The 16,408-nt window shown below is 33.0% G+C and carries 9 protein-coding genes; 6 read left to right on the forward strand and 3 right to left on the reverse strand.

Translation table 11 applies throughout. The annotated features are described in order from the left end of the window. Positions 1-9 precede the first annotated feature (9 nt). From HN894_18085 to HN894_18095, 3 genes are read right to left on the reverse strand one after another with little or no spacing between them, the layout of a single operon-like run. Positions 10-1,302 (reverse strand): TolC family protein, encoded by a 1,293-nt coding sequence (locus tag HN894_18085; GenBank protein MBT7145236.1) that lies wholly within the window; start codon positions 1,300-1,302, stop codon positions 10-12. A gap of 55 nt (positions 1,303-1,357) precedes the next feature. Further along, positions 1,358-4,561, reverse strand: a complete 3,204-nt coding sequence (locus tag HN894_18090; GenBank protein MBT7145237.1) for an efflux RND transporter permease subunit — start codon at positions 4,559-4,561, stop codon at positions 1,358-1,360. 10 nt (positions 4,562-4,571) lie between these two features. After that, positions 4,572-5,687: an efflux RND transporter periplasmic adaptor subunit gene (locus tag HN894_18095; GenBank protein ID MBT7145238.1), complete on the reverse strand. Its 1,116-nt coding sequence runs from the start codon at positions 5,685-5,687 to the stop codon at positions 4,572-4,574. Between the two features lie 238 nt (positions 5,688-5,925). Between HN894_18095 and HN894_18100 the strand changes: the two genes are divergently transcribed. The 6 genes from HN894_18100 to HN894_18125 all read left to right on the forward strand — a co-directional run bounded on the left by HN894_18100 (position 5,926) and on the right by HN894_18125 (position 16,362). Then, on the forward strand, positions 5,926-6,963 hold the full coding sequence (locus HN894_18100; GenBank protein ID MBT7145239.1) for a histidine kinase: 1,038 nt from the start codon (positions 5,926-5,928) through the stop codon (positions 6,961-6,963). Continuing rightward, positions 6,938-7,666, forward strand: coding sequence for a response regulator transcription factor (locus HN894_18105; protein MBT7145240.1), 729 nt, complete (start codon positions 6,938-6,940; stop codon positions 7,664-7,666). The genes HN894_18100 and HN894_18105 overlap by 26 nt, the downstream gene beginning before the upstream one ends. Before the next feature lie 403 nt (positions 7,667-8,069). Then, positions 8,070-9,977 (forward strand): 1-deoxy-D-xylulose-5-phosphate synthase, encoded by a 1,908-nt coding sequence (locus HN894_18110; GenBank protein ID MBT7145241.1) that lies wholly within the window; start codon positions 8,070-8,072, stop codon positions 9,975-9,977. A gap of 156 nt (positions 9,978-10,133) precedes the next feature. Next, positions 10,134-10,967 (forward strand): molybdate ABC transporter substrate-binding protein, encoded by an 834-nt coding sequence (gene modA, locus HN894_18115; protein ID MBT7145242.1) that lies wholly within the window; start codon positions 10,134-10,136, stop codon positions 10,965-10,967. A gap of 36 nt (positions 10,968-11,003) precedes the next feature. Beyond that, complete coding sequence (locus HN894_18120; protein ID MBT7145243.1) at positions 11,004-14,126, forward strand: response regulator; 3,123 nt, start codon at positions 11,004-11,006, stop codon at positions 14,124-14,126. 37 nt (positions 14,127-14,163) lie between these two features. After that, positions 14,164-16,362: a response regulator gene (locus HN894_18125; GenBank protein MBT7145244.1), complete on the forward strand. Its 2,199-nt coding sequence runs from the start codon at positions 14,164-14,166 to the stop codon at positions 16,360-16,362. Positions 16,363-16,408 lie beyond the last annotated feature (46 nt).

Genomic DNA, 16,408 nt, shown 5'->3' on the forward strand with positions numbered 1-16,408 from the left:
TATCTGAGTTTATAACTTCTCGATAATACCTCCTGTTAATTGTAGCAGGCTATTGTGACTTTCCAATACATTGTAAATTGCATTGTGATAATTCCAAACCGACATCATGTAGGCAAGCTGCACATCTCGAAAGTTAAAGGAATTTATTACTCCTGATTCATATTTCTGTGTAGAGATATTCAAGTTTAATTCTGTAGCCTTAACAGTCTCTGAAGCTACTAACAGTAACTCTTTCCTCACCTCATATATTTCAAATTCCTGGGCAAGCTGGTTTTTCAGTTCATCCTCCATTTGTTTTGTTTCCACAAAGCATATTTCTTCTTCAATTTTAGCGGTTTGCAATGCCTTCTTTCGCTGGCCTCCATTAAATAATGTATATGAGATTCCTGCTGAAAGACCAGCAGATATTCCATTTAAATCCTGATTCAAATTTGTATTAGTAGAATACTCGGTAACACTGTTGCTGTAAGCTGTATTTACACCTGCTGTTATGCTTGGGTAAAAAGAAATTTTTGCTGATTTTACATCCAATTTAGCAATTTTGAGATTGATGTATTGATTTCGTAAGTTTGAGTTATTAGAAATTAACTTTGTCATCAAAACATCCTTTTCAAATGGGAATATATCAGCAGAAAACTCCTCGATAAAAATGTATTTGTCTTCCAGTGGAGAGGCCATAATAAAATTCATTTGTCGAATGGAATTGTTATAATTTGATTTTGCTGATAGGTAATTGGATTTATCTTCAAGCCAGGCATTTTGGGATTGCAATAAATCATAGCTTTTCGAAGTTCCAATTTCTTTTTTCAAATTTTCTTTGTTTAGGCGGTCTTCGGAGAGTTTCATATTTTCCTTCGCCGATTTCATGTTTTCCAACATTAGCAATACCCGATAATAGGCCAGGCTCACGCTTACAATGGTATTCTCGGTAATTAATGCCAAAGTTGTTTCAGACAAGTTTTGAATTTCGTTAAATCTTGATTTTTGAATTCGGGCACCATAGCCTCTAAAAACAACCCAGTCTAATTTTAATGTCGCATTTTGCAAGGAAGTTTGAGAATCGTCATCTTCATAATAATTCCAAGATTCGGAAGCGCTACCTTGAAAAGAAACAGTTGGCAGTGCACCCGCATTTCCCCAGGTATTATTAAGTTTACTAATATCAACAGACTTCTTTTGAATCTGAATGCCAAAATTATGTTCCAAGGCTGTTGCGATTGCTTTTGTTAATGATAGCGTATCGGATTGCGGAAATGCAGTTGTCGATATTAATACAAATAGTATTAGAATTATTTTCTTCATAGTAGATACCTTTGTTTGAATGTTATTCTTCGATAGATAGAGACTTTTTAAACTGCTATACTTCAAAGTCCTTGCCCATCGCTTTATTAAGTTTCTCTTCGATTTGATGGTTGATTACTGCCACCTCAACCATTTCAGGAGTTATATCTTTATTACCCATAAGTCTTTTTACTCCAATCTGGAGGTTGTTAGCAATAAGTGTTACAACCGGAAGAATTATCAGGATGAAAATTGTACCAAACAAAATCCCATAAGCAAGAGCAATAGCCATTGGAATTAGAAGCTGCGCATCAGGACTATTGGATAAAATGAGAGGCATTAGCCCTGCTGTGGTTGTTACCGATGTCAGGAATATGGGGCGGAATCGTTGTTTGCCGGCTTCAAGTACAGCATCCATCACCTTCTGTCCTTTTATCAAGCTTTGATTGTATTTGGATAGAAACACAATAGCGTCGTTAATAATGGTTCCTGATAACCCAATAAACCCCCATAGACTCATCATCGAAACCGGATGACCATGAATGGCATGCCCCCAAACTGCCCCCACAACACCTAAAGGAATCATAATTAAAACCAATAAACCCTGAATAAAGGATTTAAAGTAAATCATGATAATTAAAACGATAATAAGAAAGGCGATACTAAAATAGGTAATCATACTACCCATTTGCTCGGCACTATCTTTTTGCTGTCCTTGTATTTCGAAATTTACCTGTGGGAAACTATTTTTCAACTTTGGAATAATAACATCTTCAACTTCATTTAAAATAGGTGTTACATTTTCGCTCTGGTCTCGCATGTAAGCATCAACCCTAATTTCTCGCCGCCCGTTGTAGCGGTTAATGGTATTCAAGCTACGGTCGAATGTTACCTTTGCTATACTTTCTAGAGGGTAAGAGCCCTGCTGGTTCGAAATCAACATTTTCTCAAGTTGCCCAATTGTTTCCCGATTATTTTTTGGGTAACGAACATAAAGCCATATTTCATCTTTGCCTTCCTGCATTCGTTGGGCAAGCCCCCCATAAAATCCATTCCGGACCTGTTGCATTACCGATGAATTAGTAAATCCTTTAATATATGCCTCTGGTTTTAAAGTAATTCTTACCTCCTGGCCCCCCAGCTGACTGTTATTTGTAATATTATAAAGTGAAGAAATTTTCCCTAATTCCGATTCGAATGCAACCTTTGTATTTTCGAGTTCATCTGGATCGTAACCCAAAAGACTATATGAAACCGGTGCACCGAATCTGTTCGATGCCCCAACAGCATATTTATAGGCTTCAGGTATATTATTTGTTTTTTCAATAATGCGTTGTTTCAAGATGTCATCATTAATACTTGCTTCTTTCATAGGATTGAGAAAAACACTAATCATACCCGAATTTGTTCCATTTTCTGTTCCGCTAAACGAATTTCCCATAGTAACATCAGTAGATGCGATGTACGACATGGTATCGCCATATTCCTCGGCCAACTCATTGTTAGCTTCCCAAATTTGCTGCTCGATAAAGAAGAGTTTCTCTTTGGTCAACTCTTCGTTGGCACCAGGTTTTAAAGCTAAATCCACATTAAACATTTCAATGGGTTGCCCCGGAAAAAAAACAAAAGAGATTTTCCCACTCATAAATAAACCTACTGTTATTATTATTGATGCTGTAACTACTGAAAGGCTGATGGCTTTATTTCGTACCAGAATGTTTACAAAGGGCAGATAGAGTTTATCGCGAAGTTTAAGAATCAATTTTTCAGTTACATTCCTGATTTTACCATAAATCGACTTTTTTTTGAGTGGTTGTAAAACCTTCGGGCTAGCAAGGTGACCAGGTAATACAAAAATGGCTTCCACCAAAGAAAAGATCAGAATAGCAATAACCACGAACGCCATTTCGTACATCATTTTTAATTGTCCTTCAACAAAAAACAGTGGCGTAAATGCAATCATGGTGGTTAGTACTGATGTGAAAACGGCAGGCAATACTTCCATTGTGCCGTCAATGGCAGCCCTTCTGGGCGATTTTCCTTTTTCGTAGTGGGTGAAAATATTTTCGCCTATAACTACTCCATCGTCAACCAAAATTCCGATAATAAGAATCATTCCAAAAAGGGAAATCAGGTTCAGTGTAACTCCTGAAAGACTTGCACAAATAAACATTCCTAGAAATGAAGCGGGGATTCCCCAGGCCACCCAAATAGATAAGCGGAAGTTCAGGAATAAAGATAGCATTAGTATAATGAGTAGGATTCCTAACAAGCCACTGTTTAATAGTGTTGATAACTGGCTATTTATATTTTCAAGAAAATCGTGTGAAGCAGTAAGTGAAGTATTTTCGTGAGTTGCGTTGTACGTGTTTATATATTCATGAACATATTCTGAGATTTGCTCCAGATCTTCGTTAGCTAATTTTTGTATCTGAATAGAAGCACACTGTCGCCCGTTAACATAACTACTGTTTGGTGTTTCCTCAAAAGTCAGTCTTACATCGGCAATGTCGCCAATGGTAAGTAGCTTCCCTGATTGATTTGCACCAACAATAATTTTTTTTATTTCTTTGGGTTGAACTGTACGTTGACGGCAAACAATTTTAATCTCTTCGCGTTGACTACGGATTGTGCCACCATGAATATCGAGGTTGTTGGATGAGATAGCATTTTTTATTGTACTTAAATCGAGATTGTATCTGCGTAACTGATCGTCGTCTATTTCAACTACCAGCTCCATGTTTTTTGGTATCCCTGAAATGGTAATTTGTGAAATAAACCCTGTTGCATTAAAATCGTCTTCAATACGATTGGCCTCTTTATTTAGTTCATGCAAATCGTCGTTTTCTGAAATCAGGTTCAGAAAAACAGCCAGATCTTTCCTTCTCAATTTGGCTACAACCGGTTTTTCTGCATCGGCAGGAAAGTTTGAGATTCCGTCAACAGCATTTTTCACATCGCTTAACAATTCGTCCATGTCGTAATTGCTGTTTGCGTCAATTGTAACCTGAGCTATGTTTTCCATCGATTTCGATGAAAACTCCTTTATGCCAGGAATGCCTCTAATTGCATTTTCGATTAGTGTGGCAACCCCTTCTTCCATCTCTTTTGGTGTAGCGCCAGGATAACTAACACTGACCTGTAAGGTGGTAGATTCAACTATCGGGAAAGTTGCCTTTCGCATATTCATTATTGATACACCACCAATAAGCAGGAGTATCACAATAAACATTTTCCCGTAAAAGGGGAATTTTACAAATGCGGATAATACTTTTTGCATGACGATGGTTTTAGTTTATCAATTTTACTTCCTGTCCGTTTTGAACATTTACAAGTGACTCAACTACAACAGTATCACCTTCATTCAGCCCTTTTACACACGACTCATCTTCTAATTGCTGAATGATTTCTACAGCTTGCTTTTTAAGTTTATTGTCGACTACTATAAATACAGTTCCATCAGGCATCACAGCCTCACGTGGCAAAGAGGTGCCCAATTGAATCGTTGTGGTATTAAAACTTACCGAAACCAATTCGCCTTCAAATAATTCGTGTTTACTTTCCGGTGTGTAGGAGATATAGATATTTACCGACTGTGTTGACTCTTCAACAAATCCGGCAATCCGCGATAGTGTTCCTATATATTCCTTTTCGTTTGAAATTATCCTGAATTTCTGGCCGTGTTTTACTCTTTTCGCATCTTTAACTGAAATTGGAACAATTACTTCCAGCTTATCGTTGCGAACAATTATGGCAATTTCAACACCATTTGATGCAAGTGCTCCAACCTCTTTGTTAACGACTTTGTAATATCCGGAAAATGGAGCCCATATTTGATATTTATCCAGAGTAATCTCTTGTTTTTGAATGTTATAGTATTCAGACAAAACACCATTAGATGCCATAAACACCTTTTCGCTTTCGCTTTTAATTTCTGGCAATTTTGGTAATTTATTGTTAATGTTTACGATCTGAAAATAGGTATTCCACTTATTGTAACTTTCCGAAAAGTCTATGTTGATATCAGGTAGTGTAAGCGAAAGTGTCCGCAGAAAATTGCTTCTTGAGGCTTTCAAAGAGGCTTCGGTATCTTCACCAAAAATTTCCACTAGTAGCTGTCCTTTTGTAAATGATTGTCCTTCTTTAAGTGGAACACTGCCTTGCATAATCCGACCATTAACTTCAGCCGCGAGTGAAACATTTTCAGCAGAATTCACCCGACCTGGATATTTTATGTCAGAACTAATTTGCTGGTTTGTAACAACTTTAGATTTTACTGCAATTGAATTTTGAACAACCAAATCTTTTTTTGCCTCGGGCTTGTTTCTTAAAAACATCATAGAAGCCACTACCGCTATTATCAATATTAGCAGACTTAAAACTGTAGTTATTATTTTCTGTTTCATTCAATAGTCTTTTTTTGTAAAAAATCAAGTGCAAAATTAATTACGGATGAGTTGAGAAACCATATTTATTGAACCAACTGCTGGTATTTTTGAACGAATGGCGGTTTTGAGGGTAAAAGGGATTGGAGATTCATATTATTCGACAAATCTTTCAGTTAGTGAACAGGAATCTAAATTTGGTTAATTATATTTGAAGTTTGTTGAATTTGGCTTTACTTTTACGCCCAAAGCTTTTGAAATGGATAAAAGATTTATTGGATGGCATATCATATTTTGGACTTTAATAATCGGAATTACCCTAGGAGTGGCATCGGTACTATTGCCTATTGGGAATGCCATTCTCTTTACTGTAGTCAGTTGCGTGTTTTATGCAATCGTATTTTATGTGAATACTTTGGTTTTGTTTCCTAAGTTTTATGTTACTACTCAATCAACTAAATATTTTATTTTTGTTTTTTTCTTACTATTATTAGCGACTTTCTTTTTGGTGTTGATTGAGCAGATTTTAATTGAACCAGCTTCAATTTCTATTAGACATAGCGCCAACCCTAAAGTAATGATGACGGCAAGAGGCTTTCTTTGGTTATTACTTATGATTGTTGTTGGTACAGTTTATTTAATTCAGAAGCGATTGAAAGAGCAATCATTGTCTCACAAAGAAATCCAGGAGATTAAACTCAAAACAGAATTAAAGCTTTTACGCTCGCAAATAAATCCTCATTTTCTTTTCAATGCGCTTAATAATATCTATGCCTTATGTTATATGAAATCTGATAGGGCTCCTATGAGTATATTGAAATTATCCAATATGCTACGATATGTGATTGATGATTGTGCGTCTGAAAATGTTCCTATTAAATCTGAAATTGAATACATTAAAAACTATATTGATTTCCAAAAAATGAAATCGGCCGAAGAAATGAACGTACACTTCAATTATGGGGAACTCAACCCTACTATTCAAATTGCACCAATGTTGTTCATCCCCTTTGTTGAAAATAGTTTTAAATATAGTATGATTGAAGAGTTTCAAAATGCAAAAATCGAAATTGAACTGCTTTCTGAAGCAGATGGGAAGCTAAAGTTTTTAATTACAAATACTATCCCACCTGTGTCAAAGGTAAAACCTGGTGTGGGAACTGGAATAAGTAATGTAAAACAAAGGTTGAAAATAATATATCCTGAGAAACATCAACTCATTATTAGTGAATCTGAAAACAATTATCAAGTAACTCTAACCATTGATACCAATGATATTAAGATGCATAGTAATTGATGATGAACTCCTAGCACGGCAGTATGTTGTGGATTACATTCACAAACTTCCATACCTGGATTTAGTCGGTGACTATAATTCACCTTTAAAGGCAATTGATTTGATTAAATCAGGAAAGATTGATTTAATGTATCTGGATATTCAAATGCCGGAAATGTCAGGTCTTGATTTTATTAGGACCCTAGTAAATCCTCCTTATGTAATTATAACTTCTGCTTTCAAGGAGTTTGCGATTGATGGTTATGAGCTTAATGTATGTGATTATTTACTTAAGCCATTCTCATTTGAACGTTTCGTTTCTGCCACAAATAAAGTACTTGCGTTAAAGGAGACCTCTTTTCATGATAGTAAACCTCAGAGTAATTTGCAATCAGAAACCACACTTCATGATGATTATCTGGTAATAAGAGCAGACCGCAAGCATTACAAAATAAATTATGATGATTTAGTTTACGTTGAAGGTCAAAAGGCATATGTAACTTTTCACACAATAAACAAACGTATTACTGCTCTGGTCTCACTTAAAGAACTTGAAGAAAAGCTGCCAAGTACAAACTTTATCAGAATACATAAATCATATATTGTTTCAATAAAAAAGATTGATACCCTGGAGGGAAACTTAATTGAAATTGTTGGGACTAAGTTGCCAGTCGGTAAAAATTACCGAAAGGATATAGCTAATTTATTTGATTTGGATGGTTGAATCGTTGTGGCATAAAAGAAAGACACCATTAATGAAGAATTGAAATCAATTGTAAAAAGAATATTTAAATAATATTACAAGCTGAGAAATGAGTCTTATTATTAATCCAGTGGTTGGAATCGTACCTTAGATTAGAGTAAGGTTAAGTAGTAATTAAAATTATATTTGAAACACTTAAAGATTTAAAAAAGTATCCACAAATTCCGATAATATATGCAGATATTTTTTGTAAAAATTGATATTTATAAGTTTCAAGTGTGGGATAAATTACTTATTCACTTGCTTTAAAATTTATGTTTGAAAGTTAAAGATTATACCCACCCAAATAAAAATATTTCTTTTTTTTATCTACAACGACTAATATTATTAGTTTTGTAGCGATGTTTGAAGTTTATATAAGTATATGGCAGCAATAGCTGGAGATTTGTTAGAAAAAATAGTCTTACCTTCTGATTTAAGGCTACTTGAAAAAAGCGAATTATTGCAAGTTTGTAAAGAATTACGCCAATTTATCATTGATGAGGTGTCAAATAATCCTGGTCATTTTGGTGCAAGTCTCGGAGTTGTTGAATTGACTGTTGCTCTACATTATGTGTTTAACACTCCATACGACCAGATTGTATGGGATGTTGGCCATCAAGCATATGGGCATAAAATTTTAACTGGTAGAAGAGAACTTTTTCATACAAATCGCAAATATAAAGGTATTAGCGGTTTCCCGAATATTAGCGAAAGCGAATACGATTCGTTCGGAGTAGGTCATTCTTCAACATCTATTTCTGCAGCTTTAGGAATGGCAATTGCAGCAAAACTTAATAAAGAAGATAAGCAAGTTGTTGCAGTTATTGGCGATGGATCAATGACAGCTGGTCTGGCTTTCGAGGGATTAAATAATGCTGGTATTGAAAAATCGAATATTCTTATAATCCTGAACGACAACAAAATGGCAATTGACCCAAATGCCGGAGCCTTAAAGGATTATTTGTTAGATATTACCACATCTTCGACCTACAACAAATTCAGAAACGAGGTATGGAATCTTCTTGGGAAATTGAATAAATTGGGTCCCGATACTAGATCTTTAGTTCAAAAAATAGAAGGAGGATTGAAATCGATGCTGCTAAAGCAAAGTAATTTATTCGAAGCATTTCATTTCAGATATTTTGGACCAGTCGATGGGCATGATATTAACTCTTTAGTAAATGTTCTAAAAGATTTAAAGAAAATAAAAGGCCCAAAACTTCTTCATATTCAAACAACAAAAGGAAAAGGCTTTGAATTGGCAGAACTACATCAAACAAAATGGCATCATGCACCAGGGAAATTTAATATCAAAACAGGAGAATTAATTGAGAATTCATCTTCTGAAAATGTTGCACCAAAATATCAAGATGTTTTTGGACATACATTGGTAGAACTTGCCGAAAAAAATGAAAAAATTGTTGGAATTACCCCAGCAATGCCATCGGGATGCTCAATGAATATTATGATGAAAAAAATGCCAGACAGAGCATTTGATGTAGGCATAGCAGAACAACATGCTGTAACATTCTCGGCAGGATTGTCAATACAAAACTTACTCCCATTTTGCAATATATATTCAAGTTTTATGCAAAGAGCCTACGATCAGGTAATCCACGATGTAGCATTGCAAAATTTGAATGTGGTATTTTGCCTCGATAGGGCTGGGCTGGTTGGCTCTGATGGAGCAACTCATCATGGTGCATACGATTTGGCGTATATGCGACTCATACCAAATTTAACAATAGCATCGCCTTTGAATGAAACTGAATTGAGAAACTTAATGTTTACAGCTCAATTAGAAAACAAAGGACCATTTGTGATAAGGTATCCGCGCGGAAATGGCGAAAATCCAGATTGGCAAAAATCCTTCAAGGAAATTCCTGTTGGCAAAGGGCAGCAGATAAAAAATGGAAACGACATAGCAATTTTAACTATCGGTCCTGTTGGAAATATGGCTGTTCAAGCAAGCGAAAGTTCTTTATTAGAAAATATTTCAGTTGCTGTTTTCGACATGCGTTTTGTAAAACCAATAGATACAAAATTACTACATCAGATTTTTTCTAAATTTGACAAAATAATTACAATCGAAGATGGGACAATAATTGGTGGATTCGGAAGTGCAATTCTTGAATTTAAGAATAAATATAATTATTCTTCAGAAATTAAAATTCTTGGCATCCCTGATAATTTTATTGAGCACGGTACGCAAAAAGAATTATACAAAGAATGCAAGTTCGATGAAGCAAGTATTATTAATACCATTAGGCATTTCGCAATTTCCAAATAGTATTTCTCTAAAAATCATTTATTCTTAAATTGGTTGTTAGAATTTGTATATAAATAAAATCATTAGCAGTCCCTCGCTTTTTATAAATTCTAATATTTTTCTTTAAAAATAATATTATCTTAGCATTTGATTATTTTAACGAAAATTGAGATTATAATGAACATTTCTTACTCTTCAATAGTTAAAAAATTTGATAAAAAAGAAAAACTAATCAAATACTTCTTTCTTATAGCTATTTTTGCATGTACAGCCTGCCAGTCGGGCAACAATGAAACAAAAAAACTTGAACAAAAAGAACTATTGATTTATTGTGGTATTACCATGATAAAACCTATGACAGAGATTAAAGAAATAATTGAAGTTCAGGAAAACTGTAAAATAGTAATTACAAAAGGAGGATCGGGAAATCTGCTAAAAGCAATAATTCACAATAAAAATGGAGATTTATTCCTTCCAGGTTCCGATGCCTATTATACCAAAATTGAAAAAGAATCTCCCGGAATCATAGACGATACTGTTTTTGTTGGTTATAATAAAGCAGCAATAATGATTCAAAAAGATAATCCTCTAAATATTAGTAACGACTTAAGTAATTTGACAGATAAAAAATATTCTGTTGTGATTGGAAATCCGGAGAGTGGTAGCATAGGAAAAGAAACAAAAAAAATATTGGATAGAAAGGGAATTTTCGAGCAAGTAGAAAACAACGCTCTAAAGCTGACTACCGACTCAAAAGACCTTGTAAGGGTTTTAATTGAAAATGAAGCAGATATTGTAATCAATTGGTTTGCAACTTCTACATGGGACGAAAACAAAAATTATATTGATGTTTTACCAATTGAAAAGCAATTTGCTAAGAAGAAAAAATTAGTCATCGGTCTTTTAAAAACTTCGGAATATCCTGAAATTGCGAAAAAATTTATGTTATTTGCCGCATCAGAGCAAGGGAAAGAAATATTTAGGAAATATGGCCTATATAACGTAAAATAATTTCATCAATTAAATGTCAAATTAAATAAAAAAATTGTGCAGAAATTATTCAAAAATAGTGAAATTCATGGCTCAATAATTTACAAGGTGTATTTTCTATTAATTATATTTATTTTTGCCTTGGTTTTTGTTTCTTTCATCGACTCTTATATTGAAAAAAACTACCTGTCGAAATACAATAAAACTGTTATCAATCAGCAAGAAAAATACAAATTAGGAAATCTCTTGCAAAAAAGTATTTTGATGGTGAACATGGAATTTAATAATTTTTCAACAATTAGCCGTCAAAAACAAATTGAAAATACCAACAGACAACTTAATAAATTATTTGCTTCGATTGAAGAAATTATTTCGGTACTAAACAAAGGTGGAACAATTGTAAATCAGCTGGATGTGAATTTCTATGCTGTCGATAAAATTGCAGAAGAAATACATTATATTAGAGATTTAAAAAGCGAATTAGTCATTGAAGTTCTTGAAATAAGCCCAAAAACCCAGGAAATTAAAGAGTTGTCGAAAAAAATAACATTTCTATTAAATAAGAAATTTGAAAAAGACGAAATTGATCTTATATACGATTCTGAAATAAACTACAAACTTAAGCAAGCAGAAACTTTATTTAAGCGTATTAAAGAAAATGGGAACAAAATACATTTTGACATTAAGAATAAACTCTTTAGAACCGAAATAAGTGTCGATTACAAAATCAAAAAAATCAAAAATTACAAGATTTATGTAATAATATTAATTGGCATGATTGTATTAATCACTTCACTAATCATTGTTTCACAAATTAGAAAAATAATTCAAATCAACTCTTTTGCACAAGAAAGCAATAAAAAACTATCGGAAGCCGTAGAACAAAGTCCTGTATCCATCAGAATCACAAATATTCAAGGAAAAATTGAATATATTAACAATTTTTTTTCAGAGATATCCGGATATTCAAAAGAGGAATTATATGAAGACAATCCGGCAATTTTGAAGTCAGGGAATAACAATTTTGATAAAACCATTTGGCAAACCTTGTCGGAAGGGAAAACGTGGAGAGGCGAAGTTTGCAACATTCGTAAAAACAAAACCGAATATTGGGAGGAAGCTGTTATTTCTCCAATCGTAAATGCAGAAGGAATAATTACTCATTTCATTGAAGTAAAAGAAGATATTACAGAAAAGCGGAAGCTCATAAAATCGATTAAAGAGTCAAACGAAACAATGAAAACTATTCTCGACAATTTACCTGTAGGAATAGTCTTGATAAAACAGAAGAGAATAATTCAATTAAATAATGCAGCTGCAAAAATTATGAATTTCGATACAAATGAAGAAGCACATGAGTTTATGTTTTCTAAAATTTGTCATAATAATTTTTGTACGGCAAAAGAAAATGAATTTCCAATATACGATTTGAATAGAAGGTCTTTCTATCGTGAAGAGAAGATTATGCTTGGGAAAAATGGAGCTAGGGTACCAATTCTTAAAAGCGTAATACCAATAAGAATAAATGGAGAAGATGTCCTATTAGAGGCTTTTATGGACATTAGCGACCAGAAAAATGCACAAATAAGAGAAATAGAAGCAAACAGAGCTAAGTCGGAATTTCTGGCAAATATGAGCCACGAAATTCGTACACCAATGAACGGAATAATTGGAGCGTCAGAAATACTTCGAAATTCAGATTTGAATGACGATCAAAAAAACATGACAGATATAGTTCAGCGTTCGAGCGAATCTCTACTAAATTTGATAAATGACATTCTCGATTTCTCGAAAATTGAAGCCGGAAAACTTGAAATAGAAAATTTGTCTTTCAATTTCAAAATTTCAATGGAGAGTTTAATAGACCAATTTTCGATAGAAGCGAACAGGAAAAAAATTGAACTTATAAATATCATTTCAAGCAAAATACCGACATATCTTATTGGAGATGAAAATAGAATTTTGCAAATTCTAACTAATCTAGTCGGGAATTCATTAAAATTTACTAAAGAGGGTCAGGTAATTCTCAGAATTGAAAAAGGAGAAGAAATCTCGGAAAATTCAATTTTACTACATTTTTCTATTGAAGACACAGGCATAGGTATTCCGAGAGAAAAACTTGAAAAAATATTTGAATCATTCACTCAAGTAGATGGCTCAACAAGCAGAAAATACGGAGGAACAGGACTTGGTACAACCATCTCAAAAATGCTGGTCAATTTAATGGATGGCAAAATTTGGGTAGAAAGTCCTAATCCTTTAATCAAAATGCAAAGTGATAATCCCGGAACAATTTTTCATTTCACGCTCCCCTTAGAAATTGACAGTAATTCAATTGATATAAGCGAAGATACGGATATAGATTTAAGTAAAAAAAGGGTGATAATTGTAGATGATAATCCTGTAAATTTATATGTTGTCAATGAATTTGTGAAAAAGTGGCATATAAAAGCCGATTTGGTTGATAATCCCAACGATGCTATCCAACAAATAGCAAATAATTACAATAAAAATAACCCGTATGACATACTCCTTTTAGATTTTAATATGCCAATGATGAACGGTTTTATTCTGATAGAAAAAATCAAAACTCTTGGTGTGCATCATGGTTTGAAAATCGTAATTCTATCCTCTGATTCAATAAATGTAACAAAAGCAAAATGTCTTGAATTCGGAGCGGCAGATTGTTTGTTCAAACCTATAAAGCAATCGGCACTTTTTGAATCGATATTGAAACTTTATTCGGAGGGGAAAAATTCTGATAATAAGCCAAGCGAAGATAGATTGCCAAGTTTCATAAAAGGATTGAAGATATTAGTTGCAGAGGACGATCATATAAATCAAAATGTGATTGAAAAAATATTCAAACTAATGTCTTGCGAGATAAAAATTGTTGAAAACGGGCAACAAGCATTCGAAAAAATTGTGAATGAAAAGTTCGACATTGTATTCATGGATATTCAAATGCCAATATTAGATGGTATAGAAGCAACAAAAAAACTTAGAAAAATTAGAAATGATACAACCATAATTGCATTAACAGCCAATGCAATGAAAGGTGTTAAAGAATCTTGTATTCAAGCCGGAATGAATGACTATATTGTTAAACCTGTAAAAAGAGAAGATATTATTTGGATTATAGAAAAATGGGCTTTCAAAGATAAAACTCAAGCAATATAACAATAATTTGAAATTTGTATAGACTAAAACTTTAGTAATGAAGAAACATCAAGTTAATTTTGAGGAAAATTCATTGGTTTCATGTATTTCTCAAATAATTTTATTTTTCATATTATATATAACTCCATCATATAAAGAAAATCATCCATCAGAACATTTTTTGACAATAATAACATTTTTGTCAATTATTGGGTTTCGTATTTTTCTAATATTCATTGCAAAAAATACTATAAAGTATGAAAAACTAACAATTTTTGCAATATTACTTTCCTCGTTTTTTTGGTCTATTCTTTTTTTATTAGAACTTCTTTATGCAAGTGAACTGTCTCCAAAAATCTTCATGCTCCCAATACTTATTGTTGGTACTGGGGCTGCCGGTGCTTTCAGCATGTATAAAAGATTATCTTTAGTTATCTTAAATCTAACATTCCTAATAATACCTTCTATAATATATTCGTATTTTTTTTTCCCTGATTTTCCGATAATAATTTCTATTTCATTTCTGCTATTTTTTGCATTTATGGCTATCTATGCAAAAAAATATAATAGTACTTGGAATTTATTTCTTGAAGAGAAAAAGCTTAGCGAAGATAGAGCAAACAAACTAAGACAAAACAAAATTGAGCTTGAAGAAAATAATAAAACTTTAGGCAAAGCTCTTTCTGCTGCTAAGTTAGGAATGAAAACTAAAAGCGAATTTCTTGCCAAAATGAGCCATGAAATTAGGACTCCAATGAACGGAATTATAGGAGCTACAGAAATTCTCATTCACTCGAAACTTGATGATGAACAAAAAAATATGCTCTCAATTATCAATCGTTCAGGAAATTCACTATTAACTTTAATAAATGACATTTTAGATTTCTCAAAAATTGAAGCAGGAAAACTCGAAATCGAAAATTTCACTTTCAATCTTAGAGAGCTATTAGACAGTATTATCGACCAGTTCGCAATAAAAATAAATGAAAAAAAATTAGAATTAATCAGTCATATTTCAAGTGAAGTCCCGCAATTCATAATTGGCGACGAATCAAGATTAATGCAAATATTATTAAACCTTATCAGCAATGCCATAAAATTCACCCAAGAAGGTGATGTATTCATAAGAATTGAGCTTGAAAATATCCATATAAATACTGCATCTGTGCATTTTTTAATAGCCGATAGCGGCATAGGAATTCCAAAAGAAAAACTCGATTTAATTTTTGAATCTTTCACTCAGGCTGATGGTTCAACGAGCAGAAAATATGGAGGAACGGGATTAGGAACAACAATCTCTAAAATGCTGGTTGAATTAATGAATGGAAATATTTGGGTCGAAAGCCCAAATCCAAAATATGCCGAAAATGCAGATTATCCCGGATCGGTATTTCATTTTATCATTCCTTTCGGAATTAATTTCAGCGAAGACCACAATAAACAAATTTTACCTATTGATATTAGCAACAAAAAAGTAATTCTTGTTGATGATAATGAAACTAATTTATTTGTTTTGAGGGAAATATTAAAAACCTGGAATCTGAAATCTACTTGTTTTGAAGATCCAGAAGAAGCATTAGTTGAAATTGAAAAAGAAGAAAATAAAGGGAAGGGCTACGAACTGATGTTTTTAGATTATAATATGCCAAAAATAAATGGTTTTCAGTTGATTGAAAAACTAAAAACTAAAAATTTACACAAAACTTTAGACATTGTAATGCTTTCGTCCGACAATGTTTCGGTCAGCAAATCGAAATGTCATGAACTTAAGATATTTGAATGCACTTATAAACCAATTAAGCAATCTCGAATCTTTGAAATTTTAAAAAATCTTTATTGCACAACTGAAATTGTAAAGCCAATTGTAGTTGATGAAAACGTTGTTCCTTTAGCGATTAGAAAACCATTAAATATTTTGCTTGCGGAAGATAATCTTATCAACCAAAAAATTGCGGAAAAAATATTCGCCCGTTTAGATTATTCAATCACAATTGTTTCTAATGGCTTGGAAGCAGTCGAGAAAATGGAAGAAAACAATTATGATGTAATTTTTATGGACGTTCAAATGCCGGTAATGTCCGGAATTGATGCTACAAAAGAATTACGGCAAAAAAAATATGAAACAATTATAGTGGCACTCACTGCTAATGCAATGAAAGGAGATAGAGAAAAATGTATTGCTGCCGGAATGAACGATTATATTGTAAAACCGTTTAAAACAGAAAATATTGAAGTAATCGTAAACAAATGGTTTTAAGAATTATTTCAATTTTTTGATATTACTCCCAAGCTTTTTCCAGACA

It is taken from the genome of Bacteroidota bacterium (assembly GCA_018692315.1).
In the GTDB taxonomy this organism is placed as follows: Bacteria; Bacteroidota; Bacteroidia; order Bacteroidales; family JABHKC01; genus JABHKC01.

Bases quoted from the DNA above. Each gene is read 5' to 3' on its own strand.
- HN894_18085 (MBT7145236.1), bottom strand. From the start codon at position 1,302: ATGAAGAAAATAATTCTAATACTATTTGTATTAATATCGACAACTGCA.
- HN894_18090 (MBT7145237.1), bottom strand. From the start codon at position 4,561: ATGCAAAAAGTATTATCCGCATTTGTAAAATTCCCCTTTTACGGGAAA.
- HN894_18095 (MBT7145238.1), bottom strand. From the start codon at position 5,687: ATGAAACAGAAAATAATAACTACAGTTTTAAGTCTGCTAATATTGATA.
- HN894_18100 (MBT7145239.1), top strand. From the start codon at position 5,926: ATGGATAAAAGATTTATTGGATGGCATATCATATTTTGGACTTTAATA.
- HN894_18105 (MBT7145240.1), top strand. From the start codon at position 6,938: ATGATATTAAGATGCATAGTAATTGATGATGAACTCCTAGCACGGCAG.
- HN894_18110 (MBT7145241.1), top strand. From the start codon at position 8,070: ATGGCAGCAATAGCTGGAGATTTGTTAGAAAAAATAGTCTTACCTTCT.
- modA (MBT7145242.1), top strand. From the start codon at position 10,134: ATGAACATTTCTTACTCTTCAATAGTTAAAAAATTTGATAAAAAAGAA.
- HN894_18125 (MBT7145244.1), top strand. From the start codon at position 14,164: ATGAAGAAACATCAAGTTAATTTTGAGGAAAATTCATTGGTTTCATGT.